The sequence below is a fragment of the Paenibacillus shunpengii genome, from assembly GCF_042684905.1.
In the GTDB taxonomy this organism is placed as follows: Bacteria; Bacillota; Bacilli; order Paenibacillales; family Paenibacillaceae; genus Paenibacillus; species Paenibacillus shunpengii.
Map to the genome: position 1 here is coordinate 2,632,101 of NZ_JBHUMJ010000002.1, position 21,772 is coordinate 2,653,872.

The 21,772-nt window shown below is 46.3% G+C and carries 20 protein-coding genes; 7 read left to right on the forward strand and 13 right to left on the reverse strand.

Annotated features, from left to right (window positions below):
* Positions 1 to 43: 43 nt before the first annotated feature.
* From ACFSVM_RS12325 to ACFSVM_RS12370, 10 genes are all read right to left on the reverse strand, one after another.
* Entirely contained in the window at positions 44 to 1,084 is a 1,041-nt protein-coding gene (locus ACFSVM_RS12325; RefSeq protein WP_379262398.1) for a DUF1835 domain-containing protein, read from the reverse strand.
* Positions 1,085 to 1,212: 128 nt separating this feature from the next.
* Positions 1,213 to 2,355 (reverse strand): C40 family peptidase, encoded by a 1,143-nt coding sequence (locus ACFSVM_RS12330; protein ID WP_379262400.1) that lies wholly within the window; start codon positions 2,353 to 2,355, stop codon positions 1,213 to 1,215.
* On the reverse strand, positions 2,352 to 3,455 hold the full coding sequence (locus ACFSVM_RS12335; protein WP_379262402.1) for a dipeptide epimerase: 1,104 nt from the start codon (positions 3,453 to 3,455) through the stop codon (positions 2,352 to 2,354). Before ACFSVM_RS12335 ends, ACFSVM_RS12330 begins: the two co-directional genes overlap by 4 nt.
* Positions 3,456 to 3,525: 70 nt before the next feature.
* The gene (locus ACFSVM_RS12340; protein ID WP_379262404.1) at positions 3,526 to 4,449 is read right to left on the reverse strand and encodes a S66 peptidase family protein; all 924 of its coding nucleotides are present in this window, start codon (positions 4,447 to 4,449) and stop codon (positions 3,526 to 3,528) included.
* Positions 4,450 to 4,553: 104 nt separating this feature from the next.
* On the reverse strand, positions 4,554 to 6,179 hold the full coding sequence (locus tag ACFSVM_RS12345; RefSeq protein ID WP_379262406.1) for a peptide ABC transporter substrate-binding protein: 1,626 nt from the start codon (positions 6,177 to 6,179) through the stop codon (positions 4,554 to 4,556).
* A 104-nt stretch (positions 6,180 to 6,283) separates the two neighbouring features.
* Positions 6,284 to 7,360: an ABC transporter ATP-binding protein gene (locus tag ACFSVM_RS12350; protein ID WP_379262408.1), complete on the reverse strand. Its 1,077-nt coding sequence runs from the start codon at positions 7,358 to 7,360 to the stop codon at positions 6,284 to 6,286.
* A gap of 6 nt (positions 7,361 to 7,366) precedes the next feature.
* Complete coding sequence (locus tag ACFSVM_RS12355) at positions 7,367 to 8,293, reverse strand: ABC transporter permease (protein ID WP_379262410.1); 927 nt, start codon at positions 8,291 to 8,293, stop codon at positions 7,367 to 7,369.
* 3 nt (positions 8,294 to 8,296) lie between these two features.
* Positions 8,297 to 9,229: an ABC transporter permease gene (locus ACFSVM_RS12360; RefSeq protein WP_076313649.1), complete on the reverse strand. Its 933-nt coding sequence runs from the start codon at positions 9,227 to 9,229 to the stop codon at positions 8,297 to 8,299.
* A 15-nt stretch (positions 9,230 to 9,244) separates the two neighbouring features.
* Positions 9,245 to 10,069: a M55 family metallopeptidase gene (locus tag ACFSVM_RS12365; protein ID WP_076313648.1), complete on the reverse strand. Its 825-nt coding sequence runs from the start codon at positions 10,067 to 10,069 to the stop codon at positions 9,245 to 9,247.
* A gap of 222 nt (positions 10,070 to 10,291) precedes the next feature.
* Positions 10,292 to 10,615: a DUF3870 domain-containing protein gene (locus ACFSVM_RS12370; protein WP_076313647.1), complete on the reverse strand. Its 324-nt coding sequence runs from the start codon at positions 10,613 to 10,615 to the stop codon at positions 10,292 to 10,294.
* Positions 10,616 to 10,999: 384 nt separating this feature from the next.
* Between ACFSVM_RS12370 and ACFSVM_RS12375 the strand changes: the two genes are divergently transcribed.
* From ACFSVM_RS12375 to ACFSVM_RS12390, 4 genes are all read left to right on the forward strand, one after another.
* Positions 11,000 to 12,676 carry a PhoX family protein gene (locus tag ACFSVM_RS12375; protein WP_379262415.1) on the forward strand — a complete coding sequence of 559 codons (1,677 nt, stop codon included), beginning with the start codon at positions 11,000 to 11,002 and terminating at the stop codon, positions 12,674 to 12,676.
* A gap of 63 nt (positions 12,677 to 12,739) precedes the next feature.
* Positions 12,740 to 12,979: a twin-arginine translocase TatA/TatE family subunit gene (gene tatA / locus ACFSVM_RS12380; protein ID WP_076313646.1), complete on the forward strand. Its 240-nt coding sequence runs from the start codon at positions 12,740 to 12,742 to the stop codon at positions 12,977 to 12,979.
* Positions 12,976 to 13,716 (forward strand): twin-arginine translocase subunit TatC, encoded by a 741-nt coding sequence (gene tatC / locus ACFSVM_RS12385; protein ID WP_076313645.1) that lies wholly within the window; start codon positions 12,976 to 12,978, stop codon positions 13,714 to 13,716. The genes tatA and tatC overlap by 4 nt, the downstream gene beginning before the upstream one ends.
* A 161-nt stretch (positions 13,717 to 13,877) precedes the next feature.
* Positions 13,878 to 15,197: an MFS transporter gene (locus ACFSVM_RS12390; RefSeq protein WP_379262418.1), complete on the forward strand. Its 1,320-nt coding sequence runs from the start codon at positions 13,878 to 13,880 to the stop codon at positions 15,195 to 15,197.
* A gap of 69 nt (positions 15,198 to 15,266) precedes the next feature.
* On the opposite strand, the gene ACFSVM_RS12395 is transcribed toward ACFSVM_RS12390, so the two are convergent.
* The 3 genes from ACFSVM_RS12395 to ACFSVM_RS12405 all read right to left on the reverse strand — a co-directional run bounded on the left by ACFSVM_RS12395 (position 15,267) and on the right by ACFSVM_RS12405 (position 18,214).
* Positions 15,267 to 16,169 (reverse strand): chemotaxis protein, encoded by a 903-nt coding sequence (locus tag ACFSVM_RS12395; protein WP_379262420.1) that lies wholly within the window; start codon positions 16,167 to 16,169, stop codon positions 15,267 to 15,269.
* Between the two features lie 183 nt (positions 16,170 to 16,352).
* Complete coding sequence (locus ACFSVM_RS12400; protein WP_379262421.1) at positions 16,353 to 17,279, reverse strand: AEC family transporter; 927 nt, start codon at positions 17,277 to 17,279, stop codon at positions 16,353 to 16,355.
* A 38-nt stretch (positions 17,280 to 17,317) separates the two neighbouring features.
* Positions 17,318 to 18,214 (reverse strand): serine/threonine protein kinase, encoded by an 897-nt coding sequence (locus ACFSVM_RS12405; RefSeq protein ID WP_379262423.1) that lies wholly within the window; start codon positions 18,212 to 18,214, stop codon positions 17,318 to 17,320.
* Between the two features lie 322 nt (positions 18,215 to 18,536).
* Between ACFSVM_RS12405 and ACFSVM_RS12410 the strand changes: the two genes are divergently transcribed.
* The 3 genes from ACFSVM_RS12410 to ACFSVM_RS12420 all read left to right on the forward strand — a co-directional run bounded on the left by ACFSVM_RS12410 (position 18,537) and on the right by ACFSVM_RS12420 (position 21,683).
* Complete coding sequence (locus tag ACFSVM_RS12410) at positions 18,537 to 19,166, forward strand: chromate transporter (RefSeq protein WP_379262425.1); 630 nt, start codon at positions 18,537 to 18,539, stop codon at positions 19,164 to 19,166.
* A gap of 10 nt (positions 19,167 to 19,176) precedes the next feature.
* Positions 19,177 to 19,713: a chromate transporter gene (locus ACFSVM_RS12415; protein WP_379262427.1), complete on the forward strand. Its 537-nt coding sequence runs from the start codon at positions 19,177 to 19,179 to the stop codon at positions 19,711 to 19,713.
* 140 nt (positions 19,714 to 19,853) lie between these two features.
* On the forward strand, positions 19,854 to 21,683 hold the full coding sequence (locus ACFSVM_RS12420) for a UbiD family decarboxylase (RefSeq protein ID WP_379262429.1): 1,830 nt from the start codon (positions 19,854 to 19,856) through the stop codon (positions 21,681 to 21,683).
* Positions 21,684 to 21,772 lie beyond the last annotated feature (89 nt).

The following is a 21,772-nucleotide window of genomic DNA, read 5'->3' on the forward strand; positions in this document are numbered from 1 at the left end:
CTAAAATAGGGATGTAATTCAGCCATTCCCGGTACGACGAATGTTATACCTTCGCAGGCCTCAGATAATACTGGTGAGTCTCATTAGGAACTCCAACAAATTCAAGCTTCTTATTCGCTATTAATGATCGAAAACGATATGATATCAGATGGGCACTCATTAATTCAGGATAACGCTCAAGTATAGGATCAATCAATAGTCCTGCTGACACATATTCCTCGTTATGAATATATTTATCCTCCACCCTATGAAGAAGGTTACATTGTTCGTGAATGACTTCCATGATTACAGAATCGTAGGCATCTTCCGCCAAAAACAGCAGTTTACCTTCTATTAATACGCGCAGCATTTCACTGCGGCCTGAAATATCCCGCCATTCACTGGCATATCGTGCTCTATTCTCTTCTGATAACAAATTCCCCTGAATTCTCTGTATGAGCTGAGAGACATCTTCCGTTTGGAGCTGATGTAAGACCGTGTGGTCCAATTCTTTATCAACAACGGGTAAAAGATTTAGCGCAAGCAGACGCTTATACTCTTCTTCAGGATTTAAGATCCGGATTTCTGCCTTGACTCCACGAAGCAAATGCAAAACTAAACGTGAAAATATATAGTCATGTGCATTGCTTCCTGCACATATCGTAATCAATTTATGATCCGGAATATTCTCTAGAATCGGCTTCATTGCTGCAATATGATGTAGTCCGTTACTATAATAATGATCATAGCCCATATGATTCATCATCCACATGTAACGTTCTGTTTCATATTGCTGCTGGTCAATATGGCACAACGGTCCAACCGCATAGAAATCCTCCAAGCTGTATACCATGGCTTCCTGCCGAATCCCTGCCTTCGATAAAGAGAACTTTAACTTACCTGCAGTGGATAAATTAGAAGTTATATAGATTCTAGGAGTATCTTGCTGAGTTAATTTCTCGATTCGAGATTCTTGTAAAGATTCACGCCACATTTCCTTAATTCTACGGCCCAGTTCTTCGCTCTCCGAGCCTGAATCTCCGATTGAACAATCGCTTTGTTGCAGCACCCAATCTACAAATTGCTTTAATCTATAGTGATCCATCTCGTTAATTTCATTATTATAATTAACCCTAATTGTAAGTCCCCATTTCTATAGTTGTAAAATGGTTAGATGATAAAATGTTGCAATAAATCATAAAGTACTGTAGAATCACATGGTTTAAATACCGGCTAGTCATAGTATCTTCTGGATGCGCAATGCTCTTTAATCAATTTGTAACTTGTTAATTCCACCACCTCAATACAGCTCTTCGAATCCGGAGAATGAATCATTTTCCCGTCTCCTATATATATACCTACGTGATGAATGCGGCCTTTTCCTTCTTCATATGCAAAAAAAAGCAGGTCTCCCGGACGCAGCTGATTACTCGCTGCTTCTGTTCCTGCTAGAGCCTGATCTGAAGCATCCCGCGGAATGGTAATTCCTTGAGACGCATACATACTATATGCAAAACCCGAACAATCATAGCCATATGAGGACAGCCCCCCCCACAAATACGCCAGGTCCAGAAATCGACTTGCTTCTGCCGCAATGCGGCTCCCTAGGTCTAAGCCTGTTCCAATACAGTGATCTAAGATAGTAACATCCGTTTTGTTGAGTACACCTACTCCATGAGGAGAATGAACATAAACCTCTGTATCTCTCACTTCCATTAATGGAAGCCTTGTTAAATAGCTGAGTTCCAAGTAAGATACTCCTGCCTTTTCTGATAATAACGCCATCCTGGCAAATTTAGCACGAACTTGAACCCGCTTATTTTGAACTTGAGCATGCATACGAGTATTAACCACAGTATTCATTTGCTCTTGGACGTTATTCCCCAGAGGAGTATTCATTTGCTCTTGATTGGTATTCTGCACTTGAGCATTCATGTGCTCTTGAACTTTAATGTGCTCCTGAGCGCTCTTCTGCTCATATGAATTGATTTGCACCTGTGCATTTAATCGTACTCCGCTGTCATGTGCAACGTCACGGCTCCATTCCGTGAGCTGAATATAAGGAACCCAGCCCGGATATCCGAGCGGATCCTTCTTTGTCGCTTGGTTAGGTATGCGGATGTTCGCCCATCCATCTCTCACCTCTAAGACTACTACCTCCTCGGCATATAGAACCTGGGTTTGGATGCGATTGGATATGCACAAATCCAGCCGTTCATCCGTAGTCAGACTGCCAATCCAGCCTCTCATATCCATTGGATTGTGCAGCACGCTCACATCCATTGCCCGCGGGGACTCCGGTGTGGTCCATACCGTTGCAACCGGAACACTCACTACCATTTTTTTTAGTCCGGGTCTGTATTCAAAAGGTTTCATCCGGTTACCCCCATCCCTTCCTGAATGTGTACATTATGAATTCCGAGTCCAGCTGCATCCGTAAAACGGATAACCCTGCCGTCATAAACTACACCGCCGTTTATATCTTGGCCATCCATCATTAGCGGTGCGTCAAAATCAAACCTTGTTATGTTTTTCTTGCTGGCTGCAAAATGGGCGGCTGCGGTTACCGCTACTTTCGATTCAATCATACTTCCCACCATACACTCTACACCGTATTCTTCGGCAAGCTGATTAATCATTTGGGCCTTGTAGATCCCCCCGGCTTTCATCAGCTTAATGTTGATCAAATCGGCAGCACGATGCTGCAGCACTTCAAGCGCCTGACTCGGAGTGAATACACTTTCGTCAGCCATAATGAGCGTATCCACAGCGTCTGATACGGTCTTGAGCCCTGTAAGATTACCCGCTCTCACGGGCTGTTCCACCAGCTCTATATTCAGGTTCAGATCCTCCAGCTTGCGGATACAACGAATCGCTTCCTTTACTTGCCAGCCCTGATTGGCATCCAGCCTGATCCCTATCTCGTTACCGACACGGTTGCGAATTTCTTGAATTCTGGCAATGTCCTCTTCGATCGGATCTTTCCCCACTTTAATCTTCAGGACATTGAACCCCTCAGCTACACAGCGCTCCGCATCATCTGCCATTTCTGCCATCGTTCCCACACTTACTGTAAAATCCGTCTCAATCCGGTCCCGATATCCACCAAGGAATTGATATAGAGGCATACCGCTGTACTGTGCGAGCAAATCATAAATCGCCATATCCACTGCCGCTTTTGCGCTGCTCGAGCCGACCATGACCGTATGTATTGTCTGGAACAGCTGCTCGTAAGAGAGCAGGCTTCTGCCCTGAATAGCAGGCCCTAGGGTATACAGTACAGCTGACTCAATACTGTCAAGACTGTCTCCTGTTATTACAACGGTAGCCGGTGCTTCACCCCATCCAATTCGTCCATCGCTGGCTGTCATTCGAACCAATATGGATTCACTTTGCGTAACAGTTCGTAATGCGGTTTTAAAAGGCTTGATTAATGGCGTATATTTGCGCATGACCTCAATATTCTGTATTCGCACTTTAATGTACCTCCTTGAAATTTTAAGCGAGGATCTATTCCAAATCCCACAAGAACAATTCATTCAACACCTACCCGAATTGGAGAAGCTTGCGACTTGTATCTAACTGTGCAGGAAGCCCTAAAGGAATGGTGATATTCGGGGAACAGTGGCCGATTCGAAACCCACCCATGGCGGGTCTGCCCGCCTTCGTAATATAATGCTGTATTACTTCTTCTAGTGATAGAGACAATGCTCGCTTAACTGGATCACAATGATGAAAATCACCCACGATGATGCCCGCTGCTGCCGCCAGCTTGCCTGCTTGAAGAAGCTGGTTCATCATACGGTCTATTCGATAAGGCTCTTCGCCAATATCCTCAATCAAGAGAAGCCTGCCTTCCGTATTTATCTCGTAAGGAGTGCCAAGTGTCGTCACAAGCAGCGAGAGATTGCCGCCGACGATAACCCCTTCTGCCGTTCCAGGCAAGAGAACCTCAAGTGGAGAAATTGCCTCTGTATAGGGTGGTATATCCTTACCGAACAATATATCAAAGCCTTGTAGGGTAAGTGGATCAACGGAATCAGCGGCCAGACAGGTCAGCATAGGTCCATGAAATGTGATCAGACCCGTACGCTGAAATATAGCGTTATGCAGGAATGTAATATCACTATAGCCCCAGAAAAATTTCGGATGACGCCCAATGAGCTCATAATCCAGCAGATCTGAGATTCTTGCCGTTCCATATCCGCCTCTGGCGCATACAATTGCTTTAATCTCTGGATTGGCGAACATGTCATTCAGCTCACGAGCTCTGTCTTCATCCGTTCCGGCCAAATATCCGTATTCGTTGTAGACTGTCTTGCCAAATTGAACCTGTAAGCCAAGACGGAGCAGATGATCAGCTGCCTTCGTTATACGAGCACTGTCCCCCGGACTTGCCGGAGCCATAATTCCGACCGTATCCCCCATACGTAATGGATCAGGATAGATCGTATTAAACTCTGCGTTCATCTCCTTCGCTCAACTCCTCTCGGGCACGTATAGAAAGGAACTCCCAGTGATCTGGTTCGATCACCGGGAGAACCTGCAAGCTAGAGCATGTATGAAGTCCCTGCTTATTGTAGCTCAGCGTACTTGTAATCAATATATCCGTATGCGTGCCGCAGCACCCCAGTTAAATGATCCTTCTGCAAGTACACGGAATTATAGAAATACATCGGCATGATCGGCATCTCTTCCATAAGTATGCTCTCGGCCTCATGCAAATACGTAAATCGTTTCTCCACATCCGGCTCGCTGTAAGCAGCTTCTATCAGCTGGTCATACTCACTATTGCTCCAGCCTGTCCGGTTATTAGGACTACCGGATACAAATATGTCGAGGAAGTTAATCGGGTCAGCAAAGTCAGGGAGCCATGAGCTTCTTGACATTTGGAACTGAAGACTCTTCTGCTCATCGGTCAGCACCTTGCTCTCCTTACTCGCCAGTGTGATATCAATACCTAGATTCGTTTTAATCATGGCCTGCATTGTTTCCGCAATTTTCTGATGAAGATCATTCGTGTTGTAGGATAAAGTAACGGACGGAAGCGTATCATATCCTTCTTCCTCCATCCCTTCGCTTAGAAGACGTTTCGCTTCTTCAATATCAAACTTTACCAGCTCGCCGCCCTGTTCACGGAAGTCCCCTCCGTTCTCACCTTCGAGCAGGCCATAGGAGACCAGCCCGGTTGCCGGCTTATGCTTCTGCTTGATCACCAGATCTACAATCTGCTGTCTGTCTACAGCCAAGGTAAAGGCTTTACGGATCTTCGCATTTGTGAAAGGTTCCATCGTAGTATTAAAACGATAGAAGTACGTTCCTGCTGAATCCTCAATTGTTGCTTTACCTTCGTCGATCAGAGATTGAATTACATCCGGCGGCAGGGTTCCCGTAATATGCAATTCTCCACTCTCATACAGCTGATAAGCTGTCGTCGAATCATCTACCATCTTCATCGTAATGCCATCCAGCTGTACATTTTCAGCATCCCAATATTGATCATTTTTCACCATTTGAATCTCAGCATCATGCTTCCATTCCGTCAATTTGAACGGTCCGTTGCTTAGAATGGAAGAAGCCTCCGCTGCCCACTGCGCATTTCCTTCAACGGTTGCCTTATGTACGGGGAAGAATGCAGGGTTCGACATCATACCGAGAAACCAGGGAGCGGGCTTGTTCAGCTTTATTTCGAGGGTATGTTCATCTACTGCTGTAACCTGTACGTCATCTACAGTTCCTTCTCCCGAGTTATACGCTTCAGCTCCTTCAATAACATAGGCGAGCGTTGCCGATGCAGCACCAAGATTTGGATCCAACATGCGTTTGAATGCAAATTCAAAATCCGAAGCGGTAACCGGGTCACCGTTAGACCACTTCGCATCCTCCCGCAATGTGAACGTATACTGCTTCTCATCTTCTGTAACTGTCCACTCACTGGCTACTCCTGGACCTGGGGTGTGGTCTTCCTGAAGACGGGTCAAACCTTCCATGAAATTATTCAACACATCATTTGAGACCTGATCAAAACCAACAGGCGGATCAAGAGACGTCGGCTCCTTACCATTATTAACGAGCAGAATCTTACTGTTCGCATCAGCAGCGTCTCCGTCTGCTCCACTACCCCCTCCTCCACAAGCCGCCAGCACAAGACACAGGATCACAATACAGCACGACAACAGCATGGACCGATGTTTCTTCATTGATTACTCCCCCTTAAGTTTATGAATGTATATGGAATCAATTTCATAGCTGTTTCATATTGAAATTGATTCGAATTCCGGCAATACATGTGTCTATTATTCGCTCAACTAATAGAAGAACGAATCGCCGGTTCAAGCACTTTTGGTGTAGGTACAGATTTCTTCGGAAACACACCCTTGGAGCGTTCGTCGAGCAGCCAGCAGGCGGCTGTATGTTCAGGCGCTCCGTCCATGCTGACTGACGGCGGATCATAAGAATCGCACACTTCCATTACATATGGACAACGGGCAGTATATGGACAGCCTTTGGGTGGAGAAAATAAATCCGGCGGGGTTCCGGGTATGGATATAAGCGGCTTGCTGCGATCACCGTCTACACGGGGCATGGATGCAAGCAGTCCTTGCGTGTACGGATGCTTTGGATTATAGAAGATCTGCCTTACCGTACCGGATTCCACAATCTTACCTGCATACATGACACAAACACGGTGGGCTAGATTAGCAACAACTCCCAAATCATGAGTAATCATGATAATGGATACACCGGTTTCTGCCTGCAGCATTTTAAACAAGTCCAATATTTGTGCCTGGATCGTTACATCAAGCGCTGTTGTGGGCTCATCTGCAATAAGAATGGAAGGATTCCCTATGGCAGCGATCGCAATCATGACCCGTTGTCTCATCCCGCCGCTGAATTCATGCAGATACTGTTTCATCCGCGCCTCCGGATCTTTAATACCGATGAGCTGTAACATATCCATAGCGCGTTTCTTCGCCTCTCCTCTGGACAGCTTCTGATGATGCCTGATTCCTTCCATCAGCTGCTCGCCAATCGAGATTGTGGGATTTAGTGCCGTCATCGCATCCTGAAAGATCATCGTGAGTTCGCTTCCGCGAAGCTTTCGTATCTGTTTCTCGCTCATGCTGACGAGCTCCGTATTTTTATACTTAATGCTGCCCTTGTTAATCGTAGCTGTCTGCTTGGGTAAGAGACGCATGATGCTTCTCGCGGTCACACTCTTGCCGCTTCCAGACTCCCCTACAATCGCCAGCGTTTCTCCTTTATAGAGGGTTAAATCAACACCTCGCACAGCCTGTACACTCCCGCCGTATGTAGCAAACGAAACATGCAGGTTATGGATTTCGAGCAGCGGATCTGCCCCATCATTCCTCGTTGCCATCTTGTGTTACCTCCTCTGTTTCGGATCGAATATCTGATGGAGACCGTCACCCAGCAAATTAAATGCCAGCATCGTCAAAGAGATAAATAAGGATGGGAAGAGCAAGCGCCACCAATATCCGGACAAAATCGTAGACATCCCGTCATTGGCCATCGTCCCCCAGCTTGCAAGCGGCGCCTGTATACCAAGACCGAGGAAGCTGAGGAACGCTTCTGAGAATATGGCCGACGGAACCGAGAATGTAACCTGCACAATAATGACACCGAACGCATTAGGCAGCAAATGTCTTCGAATAATGTTCCACGATCCTGCCCCCAGTGCTCTGGCAGCAAGCGTATATTCAGAGGATTTCAACTGCAGAACCTGTCCACGCACGATGCGCGCCATTCCAATCCATCCCGTCGCAGTTAGTGCCACGATAATTGTAAGCAGCCCGGGACCCATGGCGACCATGAGCAGAATAACGATGAGCAAATAGGGTATTCCGTACAAAATATCTACAAACCGCATCATGACATTATCGATTCTTCCGCCGAAGTATCCGGCAATCCCTCCGTAGATAACGCCGATTACAAAATCAATAACAGCCGCAATCACACCAACGCCGAGCGAAATCTGCGCCCCGTATATAATACGGGCAAATACATCACGTCCGAGATCGTCCGTCCCAAACCAATGGGCCGCAGAGGGCTGCTGATTGGCATTCACCAAGTTCTGCTCTGCATAGCCGTGTTCAGCTATAAGAGGACCGAACACAGCGAGAATACCAAGAAGAATAATGACAATAAGTCCTGCAAACGCAAGCTTGTTCTTGTACAGCAGTATCCATGCCCTTTTCCATGCAGGAATGCGGGGTCTAACGATCGCCTCAGCCTCTCTAGCTTCACGCTTCATGGGTACAAATAGATGATCAGGTACGTCGGATGCTTGCATAACCTAGGCCCCTTTCTTATGAAGTTTGATACGCGGATCAATCAAGCCGTACAAAATATCAACCAGGAACATCATCATAATGAGCAAAGCACTATAGAATACAGTCGTTCCCATAATGACGGAATAATCCCGGTTGTTAATGCCATCAACAAAGTATTTTCCCATACCCGGTATGGCAAAGATCTTCTCAATGACAAAGCTTCCTGTCAGCACATTAGCCAGCAGCACGCCAAGCAGTGTAATCACCGGAAGTACTGCATTGCGCAGACCATGCTTCACGACGATGACGAGGGGTGGAAGGCCTTTGGATCTAGCGGTATCCATGTAATCTTGAGTGAGTACCTCAATGAGGTTTGCTCGAGTTAACCTTGCGATTGTCGCAATCGGTCCTGCCGCTAGAGCCAGAGCAGGCAATACCATGTGCTTCCAGGTTCCCCATGTGGCTACCGGCAGAAGCTTCAGTTCAACCGCAATATATTTGATAAGCAGCGGGGCAAGCACAAAGCTTGGAATGGCAACACCAATTACGGCAAGAATCATGGCGATATGGTCAATGATGCCGTTTTTTTGCAGAGCAGCAATGGTTCCCAGAAGGATGCCGATGAGAATGGAGATGCATATGGCGACTATGCCCAGCTGAAATGAAACGGGAAATCCGCGTTCAATCATACTGTTCACGCTGTCGGGATAATGAGATATCGAAGGTCCGAGATCTAGGGTGAGAAGAGATTTCATATATTCAAAGTATTGAATGTAAAGAGGCTCATCCAGATGATAGAAGGACATCATGTTCTGAATGACATTGGCATTCGCTTCCTTGCCGTCACGATCAAACGGTGACCCTGGAATCGAATGCATCAATAGGAAGGTAATTGTGATAATCAGCCATAACGTGACGACCATCGATATGAATTTCCGAAGAATATATTGTGCCATGACAGGGCTCCTTTATCAGCAAAATGCAGTTCTCATTGCAAGCTCAGTCATCACAAGCATGGCTTGGTAGGCTTCGAGGATGTCGTCTGCCTGATAGGATACCACCGGGGAATAACGTTCCATCCGGGTTTTGGGCATGAGATGGGCCCACTCTGCTTGACCATAATTGGCAAACTCTAATGTTAGTAGCGGCTTCTCTGGTGGAGTCAGCGGATGAACCCGCTCTTTGTTCGCTATGGCCTGAATCGTCTTCTCCCGCAGGAGTTCACCGCTCTGGGCGGGTGTCAAGCACAGGGCTGACGTGCGTGAGATTTGTTTTTTCACGATGGCCGTTGTGACATGTGGTATCAGCTCCTCGGCTTCCGCGGCAGTCTCATCATCCCCTGCCACAAGCAGGATTGGAACGCCATGATGTCCTGCGACATAAGCGTTGAAGCCAAGCTCTCCTACGGCCACATCATTAATGTACATATTACGAATACCGAAGATCATCGAGTGACTCAGCACTCCCGGACGTGCCGCTCTGGAATGATAGCCTAGAAAAACAGCACCCCCATAGCTGGAATCGAGACCCTGCATCATGGAGTAGGGCTTCACATCTCCAGATATTAACTGAGCTCTTGGATACAGCTCCTCAATAATTAAATTATTCATTTTGGAATGGCTGTCATTAACCACAACCTCATGAATTCCTTCACCAAACGACGTTTCGATCACATGATTGGCTTCAGCCGTCATAATCCGCTGCCCCCGGTTGTAGTTCCGCTTCGCAGAATCGACAAAAGTGTCATCCACAAGACCCGTGACACCTTCCATATCTATCGAAATGTACAGTTTCATGCTGATTGGCCCCCTATTAGTCGTAATTTTAATTCTGACGTTAAGGTCTTACTTGAATATAAAAAAACAGCAAACCATAACATGGGCAGCTGCTCCTAGCATGAGAACATGTCTGACCCCGATTATGATTTGCTGGATTTCATTTACGATGTGCTGTACGCAAGGCCTGTAAAGATGACACAGCCGGTACATGCGAATAAATAAAGCAGCCTATCTCTATATTTAATTATGGTTAACAATTGAACGATATTTCTTCTGTGCATCCTTATAGGCGACAATAATCGCCTTCTGAGAAGACCCGTGATATCTCGAACGAACCTGCTCGCTGATCGAATCGAGATCATGCATCGTCTTCCCGACAAACAGGGTTCTGACAAAGGCCGAGGTGAGAGGAATGGTCGAAGAGCATCCGGCATCTACAATCTTATCATTCGTCGTATCAATCACCAGACCGATAAAAAAAGCACTGAACTGCTGAGTAATCGGATTATTGACCGAGGTCTGTGCGTCGCCCACGATATATATCGTATCCGTATTATAGTCCAATGGCTTGTCCTCCTGGATCAGCTTCAGTTTAAGGGTTAATCAAGGATGCAAATGAGTCCTGTCCCGAGCTCCTGCGACTTGATTAGACAACTGAAGATGAATTGTGTAATTTATTCTAACAACAAACTCACTTATTTGTAAATAACCTTTGTGAATTTGTTTCAGCTATGTAAAATTATGATCAATGGTCTCCTTCCCCCTCTTCATTCAAGCTTAGAACATGTCAGTTGTATGTTATATAACAGCTGGAAATCATCCATTCAAATCTGTTAATTTTACATTTCAATTGCACTGGGATGATTTAGAATTTACAAACTACACTTATGCTTGTTTACATGAGGATTTGGCAAAATCCGACTGATAAATGACAAGGAGTGTGTTCTTTTGAGCGAAAAAACGATCGATCGCAAAACCTTTCTATCCTATCTAGGTACAGGTGCTGCTGCACTTGCTGCCGCTTCTGCTGGTCTTGGTACACTTGACGGCAAAGCCTCCGCAGCTTCGAGTGCGAACCACCTCTTCGGATTTAACACGAACAAAGTTACAGGCTTCTTCGATCCAATTGAGCCTACTATGGAAGACGAGCTCGTATTGCCAAAGAACTTTAAGTATGACGTGGTAGCCGCCTTCGATGATATTATTAACCCGGCAGGAGAAAAATTTGGGCAGGGTGCAGATTACAACGCATTTTTCCCCATTGAAGGCTCGAATACGCGAGGACTCCTTGTTACGAATCATGAATACACCAACATCTTTGCAATCGGTCCTGTAGCGGACAGCGGTCCGACCAAGAAACAAATCGAGCAAAGCCTCTATTACCAAGGGATGTCCGTAACTGAAGTGTACCGGGATGAGCAAGGGGTATGGAAGCTTGATCCGACTTCAAAATATGCACGCCGTATCACAGGCTTCACCTCCTTCGACATCACAGGTCCTGCCAAAGGCTCCGCAACAATTGGAAATGCAACCAAAGCACAAGGTACATTTGCCAACTGCTCCGGCGGGGTCACATTATGGAATACGGTGCTGTCCTGTGAGGAAAATTTTGAAGAGCTTGCCGGACAAGCAAAGCTGCCAGAGACCCACTATGGCTGGGTCGTGGAGATCGATCCTTTTGAAGCCTCTTTCCGCAAAAAGCATACTGCTCTGGGTCGATTCAATCACGAGAATACGGCAATGGGTATTGCCAAGGACGGACGTGTTGTTGTATACATGGGCGATGACAAGAAGGATGCCTGCGTATACAAATTTATTAGCAAAGGGAAATACAACAAAGCCATCGGCCGTTCCAATTCTGCCTTGCTTGAAGAAGGCACACTATATGTTGCCAATCTCAAATCAGGTAAATGGGCTCCTGTTACGATTGAGGCCGTGAAGGAGGTTCTCTCCTCCGACAGCTATAAGAATCCTTATGGCGTAACGGGTACGAAGGAAGAGCTGCTGAAAAAGTTCACTTCCCAAGCGGATGTCGTTACATATTGCAATCAAGCTGCTCTAATTGTTGGCGGCACTCCAACCGATCGTCCGGAGGATATTGAAATTTCGCCTTTCGACAGCACCGTCTTTATCTGCCACACGAATAACGATATTCATGGCAATATCCACGGTCATATTACACGTATTTTTGAAAACAACGATGATCTCGGATCTCTTGAATTCAACTTTGAAATCTTTGCTGCCGGCGGCAGACAATCCGGCTTCAGTTCCCCAGATAACCTTGCGTTCGATTCGAATGGCAACTTGTGGGTCGTAACTGACATTTCCACCAGCAGTCACAACAAAGGCGTATATAAATCGTTCATGAACAACGGTTTGTTCGTCATCCCTACAACCGGCAAGAGCCAGGGACAAGCACTGCAATTCGCATCTGGCCCTAAGGATTCGGAGCTGACCGGTCCATACTTTACACCAGATGAACAAACACTGTTTATCTCTGTACAGCATCCCGGCGAAATGACTACAGACCTGAACAACCCAACAAGCACATGGCCTCACCGTAAGGGAGATAAGAAGGCCCGCTGTGGCGTTGCGGCAATTAGCGGATTCAAGCTCGGACTGTAAGTTTCGACGATAAGCTTTTTCTTCGATCATATTGTAATCTAACATTCAACAGGAGATGATATTATGCCTGGCATCGGAAATATCGGAATCGGCGGACTCATTCTGATTCTTATTATCGCACTTATCATATTTGGCCCATCGAAGCTGCCTGAGCTTGGACGGGCCTTTGGCCGGACGCTCAGTGAGTTCAAGGGAGCCACCCGTGGACTCATGGGCGGGGACAACGATGAGGATGAGAAGAAAAAACATTCCGAAGCTGGCACTTCTGCTTCGGTTAGCAGTTCCGGAACGAAGTCACAATGAGTAACAATCCAAACGAATTAAATATGATTGGGCATCTGGATGAGCTGCGAAGCCGGCTCATTCGGACGCTCGTCACCTTCCTGCTCTGGATGGTCATCGCCTTTATCTTTGTGAAGGACATCTATGATATTCTCGTCTCGGATATGGAGCGCAAGCTAATCATTCTTGGTCCTTCAGATGTCATGTGGGTGTACTTCATGATCGCAGGTGTGGTTGCTGTTACATTAACGATTCCTGTGGCTGCTTATCAAATATGGAAATTCGTTCAGCCTGCTGTACCGACTGCTGCTCAGCGGTCTACGCTGATCTTTATTCCCGTACTTACTCTAATGTTCATTCTCGGCATTTCCTTCGGTTATTTCATTTTGTTCCCGATGGTGCTTCATTTTCTGAATGAAATGGCAGCTGATTCGTTTGAGACGATGTATACCGCACAGAAATACTTCACGTTTATGATTCACATGACGGTCCCGTTTGGACTATTGTTTGAAATGCCTGTCGTTGTCATGTTCCTGACCAAGCTCGGAATATTAAATCCGGCCAAGCTCGCGAAGGCACGCAAGGTATCCTATTTTATTCTCGTCGTCGTTGCCGTCACGATCACACCGCCGGATATCATGTCCGATATTCTTGTCATTATCCCTTTATTTTTACTCTATGAAGTAAGTCTGACGATCTCAAGAATGGTCTACCGCAAGCAGCTTCGGTCTCAGTCTGAGACGAGCCTGGCCGCGTAAGCTGACCGTTCCGCTTTTCAGGTTACATCACCAACAGCCCTGAGCATGCTCCTTCATTCCCGGGTGGAGCATGCTCAGGGCTGTTTTTGTTTTATCATCCTTATCTTGACAAACAGCTCTGCATAGAGGCTTAATAGATGAGGACAGGAGGAGAAGACAACTTGAGTATTTGGCAGAAATGGAACACGGAAATCAGAGGCTGGCCCCGCAATATCCAGCTTTTTTTTCTTGCAAACATCCTATATCAAATGGGCGGAGGCATGTTCTCCGTGCTCTACAATTTGTACATTCAAGATCTAGGCTACGATGCAACGATGAACGGCACCATTATCAGCGTACAGTCCATTGCCACGGCAATCATGTTCATCCCCATAGGTCTGCTCGGGGACCGTATAAGCAAGAAGCCGATTCTCGTTATTGGTGCACTCTTCAGCGGACTAACCTTCATTGGACGGGCCTTTGCTATAGGTGAACCCCACCTATTATGGCTGGCTGTATCTTCAGGATTATTTGCTTCCTTCTTCCAAGTGCTCGCGATCCCGTTTCTAGCGGCCAATGTCTCTGAGCATAATCGACTTCGGCTGTTTAGCATTCACGCTTCCCTCGTGCTGGCAGCCCAGGTCATCGGCAGCTTCGGCGGCGGGGTGCTTGCTGATGTGCTTGGGTTTATTGGGGTCCATAGCATTTCGAGCTTACAGATTGTTCTGCTCCTGGGCGGCATAGCTACATTTCTTGGGACGCTTCCGTTATTTCTAGTAAAAGACTCACCCGTCATACATAACCCTGTATCTGCTATTCGCTCGAGCACCGTTTCTGAATCGAATATGAACACAAGTGTACATTCCAACACGGCAGCAGAGCAGTCCAAATCGGACTTTCGAATTATTAAGCACTTTGTGATGACACAGCTCCTGATCGGTATTGGTTCAGGCCTCGTCGTTCCTTATCTAAACTTGTATTTTACGGACCGGTTTCATATCAGTCTCAGCTTGATGAGCGCCCTGATATCTTTAGGCCAAGTCATGACCATCATCTCGATGATGATTGGACCTTCTCTTGTGAGCCGGGTAGGACCCGTGCGAGCCGTCTTCATATTCCAAACGATGTCTCTGCCTTTCCTGCTGCTGACCGGCTTCACCTATTCGGTGCTCATCGCTTCCGTCAGCTTCTTGTTTAGACAAGCACTCATGAATGCAGCCAATCCAATTTTTTCATCGATATTAATTGACCATGTGTCAGATCGAAGACGAGGCATCGCGAATTCACTTATGCAGACTGCCTTTATGATCGGCTGGGCTACCATGGGACCTGTCCAATCCTATCTCGTTACAACCTACGGCAGTTATCAGGGATATGCCATCACCTTCACGATCACAGGAATTTTATATGTCTTGGCTTCTACCTGGTTCTATATGGTGTTTCGGAAAAAACAATCCCATAAGCAGGAGTCTTCTGGTGAGCACAAAGCATCCTCCATATGAACGAACTAAAAAGAAGCGATTTGCTATGAACGAATCTACAATCAATCCGTCCAGCAAATCGCTTCTGTATTATTTCTTCTTTTTTTGTCCTATTGTTAGAGAACTGCGCTTCCTCGAGTCCTGATCTCGATTAATGAACGTATAGGTTTCTGCAAGCTTCTCAGATATGTGCCTAACCACCTTGCGGTTCTTCATATAGCCGCTATGACAGAAAGGGTTCCAGAAGCTCAGCGGATTACCGACATTTGTATCAATGTCCTGCTTTACCGCCTTCTCATAAGCGGGGTCAATATTCCGCAACGGGTATCCCAGTATATCATCCTTGTCAAAAAAATTAACCCATTCCCCTTGCAGACCCGGATAAATCTCTTGACTTTCCTTAGACGGCACGACAATCGGTTTGCTAAAATCGCGGTATCTCAGACTCCATAATGGAAGCGTTGTACCGAGTGAATAGAAATGCGTCAGGGTATCGCCTCTCTCCAAGGGTGAAGTGGTATCAACAACTCCTGGAAAGTGCCTTGAAGTATACTGCAAATCGTAGAAAAAGTTACTCGCAATGACACTGCCCAGACTGTGGGACACCACACATAAAGGCGCCTTCTTCCCTGCTCTTTGGGATAAGCTGTGCAGTGCATTACTGATCGCCTGGTGCACCGCATCGTAATTATGCCCGTTCGTATCTACTGGCTGATAAGCGACAGCATCCGCCAAGTAATAGATCAGATAACGACGCAAAAACTTGTAGCGAAGCTTTTTACTTAACACCAGCTCCTGATAGATCCGTTCCTCCTCCTTACCGAATACATCCGCCCAATATACAGGCTCTACTTCAATATATGGCCTGGCGGAAGGCACCTGCATTATATCTGAGAAGGTTTTGTCCAGCTTCTTCATGAACTTCTCGGCATATTCCTTCTTCTGAAGCCCGAGTCCATGCACCACAATGACCGCAATCTTCTGCACCTTCACCCTCTCCCTCCATCATTAATCAAACAATAGAGCTACACATTCACGAGCTTCATAAAACTGAAATGATGCGCAATCCTGAAGTGAATACTCATGGAGATATGGGTATGTATGTTCCCTTATTGTATACGATGCAGATTCAATCGACCATTAGTCATAAGTCTTATTTTCCAGTTTGAGTCTGGCTTAAATTTGCAGCACTGCAATCGTTCCCGTTACTGTCAGCGTACTCAGGAGTGTCGAAAAAAAGACCGTTTGCGAAGAAAATTCCGGTTCATTATCAAATTGTACAGCAAGAATCATGCTGCTGAGTGATGTCGGTACCGCAGACGAAACGATCAAGGCCTTGGCAACCAGCCCCTCAATCCCCATCATCCATACGGTTAGTGCAGCGAGAAGCGGACCGGCAATGAGTCTTAAGAACACAGATATGGCTACATTCGTGCTGCCCTTTTTCGCAAAAGTCCATTTCATCGCTCCGAGCTGTACACCGAGCGTAAGTAATGCCATACCGATAAAGGCAGTATATAAATAATTCAGCGGCGTCTGGATGCTATTCGGAAGAGGTACTTCAAGGAACCTCAACAGAAGCGCTGCGGGAATCGCGTAGATCACAGGCTGTCCGGCAATGGTTCTCCAAATATCCTTCAGCTTGGCACGGTGCGCATTGACGCTGTAAATTCCATATGTATTGGGTATAAATGATTGAAGCATAAGAATAATGACCTGCACTCCAAGCGTCAGCGGGTTGCCCGAGAAGGCAAGCTGGTTGATCGGCAGCCCATAATTCGCGCTGTTGGCGAACAGGACACTGTTTCGCAGTGCTGCAGGCATTCCACCCTCCAGCTTGCGAATTTTGATCACGACAGAACATACGACATATTGCAGCAGCATGAAAATAAAGAAGAAGGCGATAACCTGCCCAAACAGAGACATGGTAATGTCTGTCGTATATAAAAGATTAAACACTACAGCCGGGGACAGAATGTAAAAGTTAATGTTCGATAAGGTTTTGACATCAAGTCCTCTCGTACGTCGTACAATAAAGCCCACAGCAATAACAAGAAATAAGGGAATAACGTTGTTTAGCAAAATGTTTAAAAATAAGGCCATGATGTAATTTCCTTTCTATAGAAGAAGACTTCCTCTACTTAGAGGAATGATTTTGTTTTCAAAACATGCAAATCATGATAGAACTCATCTGTACTTGAATAGGGCTCCCTCAGCTCTAGCAGCCGCTCAATGACCTCCTGTAACTCAGACGAAATGGACAGCTCCTCCTGCCAGCTCCGCTCGGTATCGGCGCCATCCTCAGATTCATAGCTCGAATACAGCATGAACAGCATAAAATGACCAATATCTGAAAGGTCGGATTGCTCCTCCGCCAGCTTGAACTGCGCTGTATAGGAACTGCGGGCTGACTTCGGAGGGTAAGCCGTCTCTGGCCTCCTTGTCTTCCTCATCTTTTTGGATGTTATCAGGCCCTTTCGATTCCTCTGGTATCCAAGCGGAGGTTCTTCACCGATCTGTCTTGCCAGACCAAAATCAATTACAGAGAGCCTCTCCTCTTGAAAAAGCACATTCGGAATTCGCAAGTCCAGATGAACATATCCCTTCTTATGAATATACTGGACTACATCCAGCAGCTTCAGTGTCATTTCAATACAAGAGGCTTCATCATATATACAGCCCTGCTCAAAGATCAAATCCTCGAGTGTGTCTCCCTCCACATAAGTCATGACAAGATAGGTATGCTTGCCTTCAACAAAAAAATCCAGCAGTTCAGGAATTTGCGGATGAGGTAGCGCCTGAAGTATATTCTTTTCTCTTCTAAGCAAATGTTCTGCATATTCCCCTTTACTGGGCCTCGACTGCTTAAGAGCAACGACCGCTCCACTCTTCTGATCCAAGCATTTGTATGTCATGCCATAGCTTCCTTCACCAAGCAGCTGCAAATTGACATAACGATCCCCAAGCACCGTATTTATTTCTGCAGGATAATCCCGCCACGCGGATAAGAATGAGCTCAGGAATGAAAAAAAACGCATAAATCAACGATTCTCCTTTGATGAATAGACTGTGAACACTATTTCTTATGTTCGTATTGCCCATCTATTATAGCACCAATCCGTGGTTCGAGATGGATTTCATTATCTTCATAATAATCGTGTTAACCGATGTTATGTGAGTTTATATGAGCTGTTTATTCCATTTTAGAATAAAGATTACTTAAATTTACAAATTAAGTTGAAACTATACGTGTAAAACTCACTTTTTAGAGCTAATTTACCAGCAGTTAATTTCATTTTGATAAAAAGGTGCTATAATGACGATATATTATATTCAGTCAACAAGAGGTGAAGACACCGCATGACATCAGACATGAAGAACAGCATTTCACGTTATTTTCAATTATTCTGGCTATTCTTTAAGATAGGACCGTCAACCTTTGGCGGAGGATATGCTATGATTCCCGTGCTGGAACGGGAGATGGTGGAGAAGCGGGGCTGGATCAGCAGGCAGGAGATGAATGACTTAATGTCCTTGGCCGGGTCTGCTCCAGGTGGTGTTGGCGTTAACGCCTCTGCTTTTATCGGGTATCGGATAGGTAAAGTGCCAGGAGCTGTTGCCGCCACCGTTGGGATTACGCTTCCCACCTTTCTCATCGTTTTTATTCTAAGCAGCATCTATTCTGTCTTTCAGCATGAACCGAAGGTTCAGACCGCGATGAAGGGAATCCACGGGGCGATTATCGGTCTGATTGCCGTCGCTGCCTATAAAATGGCTAAGAACGCCTTGTTTGACCGTACCACGATCACGATTGCTGCAGCATCTCTTATTGTATTAATGGTAACAAGCATCAATCCAACCTTCATGATCCTGATTGGACTTGTACTAGGGATGATCATTATCTCGGTTAAGAGAAAACTCGGAATGAAAGTACAAACCGAGAAAAAATCGGCTTCGGAACAGGCAGCAACGATCGAATATTACATTTAGGAGAATGACTATGCTGTACTGGGAATTATTCATTACTTTTCTTAAGATCGGACTTCTATCCTTCGGAGGAGGCTACGCTGTTATCCCGATGGTTCAGTTTGAGGCTGAAAAATATAGCTGGCTCTCCGCTGAAGAGTTTCAACGAATAGTTTCTCTCGCCGGAATGTCCCCTGGCCCGATTGCTACCAACAGCGCTACACTGATAGGCTATCATACCGCTGGAATTCCGGGGGCGGTTACATCCACAACAGGCATCATCCTTCCTTCCCTGCTTATCGTCATACTGATCGCCGCCTTCTTTTTCAAGATCAACAAGAATCCTCTGGTACAATCCTCGTTCTACGGACTACGCCCAATCATCACCGGACTGATTGTGTACGCCGCTCTTCATTTCGGCTTCAGGGGCAATGGTGAAACGATTCTTCAATGGAGTACGTTTGCTACCTTGCTTACGGCTGCAGCTGCTTTTCTGGCGATTATCAAATATAAGCTTCATCCGCTCGTGGTCATCCTGCTCTCTGCATGTGCCGGAATCGTCTTATTTTGACAAATCAGCGAACTAAACAATATGAAGTTGAGTATTTAATGGCTGGAAAGTACTATTAAAGGAAGAGCCATTGTATTTAAGCTCAGCTTCATATCGTCAGAACATGTAGAATAGGCTCAGCTAGGAGTGACTTTATTTTAATGTACACAACACTGGAATCATGTTTACTTGACCTAGAGCGGCACGGACATCTGGTTCGGGTACGGGAAGAAGTCGATCCCGAGCTCGAAATGGCCGCCATCCACCTGAGAGTATTTGAAGCAGGGGGCCCCGCTCTCTTATTTGAAAATGTAAAAGGCTCGTCATATCGTGCGGTATCGAACCTGTTTGGAACCATTGAACGCAGCAAATTTATGTTCCGGCAGACCTGGGATTCAACTCAAAATGTGATTGCGCTCCGCAACGATCCCATGAAAGCACTTAAAAATCCGTTTCGCCACATCAGTGCGGCGACTTCGGCAATTAAAGCCCTCCCGCTCAAACGGGGAAGCAGCGTCTCAGGCTTCAAAGAAATCCAAATAACCGATCTTCCGTTAATCAAGCACTGGCCCATGGATGGAGGAGCCTTCGTGACACTTCCTCAAGTGTATACAGAAGATCCTGACAAGGCAGGGATCATGAAAGCCAACCTGGGGATGTACCGCGTACAGCTTACCGGTAATGATTACACAGCCAATGAAGATATCGGCTTGCATTATCAAATTCACCGCGGAATCGGGATTCACCAGCATAAAGCCAATCGTAAAGGTGAGCCGCTTAAGGTGAGTATCTTCATAGGTGGACCACCCGCACACACGCTATCGGCGGTTATGCCGCTGCCAGAAGGGTTAAGCGAACTATTATTTGCAGGTCTGTTATCGGGAAGAAGATTCAGGTACGGATATGATGCGGACGGTTTCTGCATTAGTCATGATGCGGATTTTGTCATTACCGGAGAGATCCATCCCGGTGAAACGAAACCGGAAGGGCCGTTCGGAGACCATTTGGGCTACTATAGCTTGATCCACCCGTTTCCAATGATGCGGGTTCGAAAGGTGTACGCCAAACAAAATGCCATTTGGCCGTTCACTGTCGTTGGCCGTCCTCCACAGGAAGACACTGCATTTGGAGATCTTATTCACCAGCTGACCGGAGGGGCAGTTAAGCAGGAGGTACCTGGAGTAAAAGAGGTTCACGCTGTCGATGCAGCAGGCGTCCACCCTCTTCTACTTGCGATTGGCTCGGAACGATATACACCTTATACCAAGGTGAAGCAGCCAGCAGAGCTGCTTACGATTGCGAATCGAATTCTCGGCACTGGACAGCTCAGCCTTGCTAAGTACTTATTCATCGCCGCTGAGGAAGAACAGCCGCTCAGCACACATCATATATCTGAATTTTTCTCATACATACTTGAGCGCATAGATCTCAAGCGGGATATTCATTTCCAGACCAATACTACGATTGATACGCTGGACTATTCAGGCAGCGGACTGAATCAAGGGAGCAAGGTGGTCTTCGCCGCATGTGGAGACAAGAAGCGCGAGCTCTGTATGGAAGCTCCAGAACAGCTACAAGGGCTGCGTGATTTCGTTAATCCAAGACTTGTCCTCCCAGGCGCTGTGGCACTAGAAGGCCCTACTTTCAGCAGTTATTCTGATGCTGCACAGCAGCTGGAAGAACTGACAAACGCGATCCGTATGCGTGGAGACATGCCGGAATGCCCGCTCATTATTTTGTGTGATGACAGCAATTTTCTAAGTGAATCCATTGATAATTTCTTATGGTCAACCTTTACGCGGAGCAACCCATCTCATGACATGTACGGAGTGAATGCGGAATACTCGTATAAGCATTGGGGCTGCGACAACGTCATTATTGATGCTCGAACCAAGCCTCATCATGCCCCACCCCTTATTTTAGACCAAGCTGTTGAAAAAAGAATTGAAAAACTATTCACGAAAAACGGAAGTTTGAATGGTGTACTGTAACATCAAATTCTATAGCCTGGCAAGTTCCGACTCCACCGATGGGAAGAGGAGGAACTAGACCTAGGCATACAAAAGGCAGCTTGTCGGCT

Excerpts from the sequence above, each read along its gene's own strand:
- tatA (WP_076313646.1), top strand. The coding sequence starts at position 12,740 with ATGCCTGGCATCGGAAATATCGGAATCGGCGGACTCATTCTGATTCTT.
- tatC (WP_076313645.1), top strand. The coding sequence starts at position 12,976 with ATGAGTAACAATCCAAACGAATTAAATATGATTGGGCATCTGGATGAG.
- ACFSVM_RS12345 (WP_379262406.1), bottom strand. The coding sequence starts at position 6,179 with ATGAAGAAACATCGGTCCATGCTGTTGTCGTGCTGTATTGTGATCCTG.
- ACFSVM_RS12340 (WP_379262404.1), bottom strand. The coding sequence starts at position 4,449 with ATGAACGCAGAGTTTAATACGATCTATCCTGATCCATTACGTATGGGG.
- ACFSVM_RS12405 (WP_379262423.1), bottom strand. The coding sequence starts at position 18,214 with ATGCGTTTTTTTTCATTCCTGAGCTCATTCTTATCCGCGTGGCGGGAT.
- ACFSVM_RS12360 (WP_076313649.1), bottom strand. The coding sequence starts at position 9,229 with ATGGCACAATATATTCTTCGGAAATTCATATCGATGGTCGTCACGTTA.
- ACFSVM_RS12365 (WP_076313648.1), bottom strand. The coding sequence starts at position 10,069 with ATGAAACTGTACATTTCGATAGATATGGAAGGTGTCACGGGTCTTGTG.
- ACFSVM_RS12420 (WP_379262429.1), top strand. The coding sequence starts at position 19,854 with ATGTACACAACACTGGAATCATGTTTACTTGACCTAGAGCGGCACGGA.
- ACFSVM_RS12410 (WP_379262425.1), top strand. The coding sequence starts at position 18,537 with ATGACATCAGACATGAAGAACAGCATTTCACGTTATTTTCAATTATTC.
- ACFSVM_RS12400 (WP_379262421.1), bottom strand. The coding sequence starts at position 17,279 with ATGGCCTTATTTTTAAACATTTTGCTAAACAACGTTATTCCCTTATTT.
- ACFSVM_RS12355 (WP_379262410.1), bottom strand. The coding sequence starts at position 8,293 with ATGCAAGCATCCGACGTACCTGATCATCTATTTGTACCCATGAAGCGT.
- ACFSVM_RS12350 (WP_379262408.1), bottom strand. The coding sequence starts at position 7,360 with ATGGCAACGAGGAATGATGGGGCAGATCCGCTGCTCGAAATCCATAAC.
- ACFSVM_RS12415 (WP_379262427.1), top strand. The coding sequence starts at position 19,177 with ATGCTGTACTGGGAATTATTCATTACTTTTCTTAAGATCGGACTTCTA.
- ACFSVM_RS12330 (WP_379262400.1), bottom strand. The coding sequence starts at position 2,355 with ATGAAACCTTTTGAATACAGACCCGGACTAAAAAAAATGGTAGTGAGT.
- ACFSVM_RS12325 (WP_379262398.1), bottom strand. The coding sequence starts at position 1,084 with ATGGATCACTATAGATTAAAGCAATTTGTAGATTGGGTGCTGCAACAA.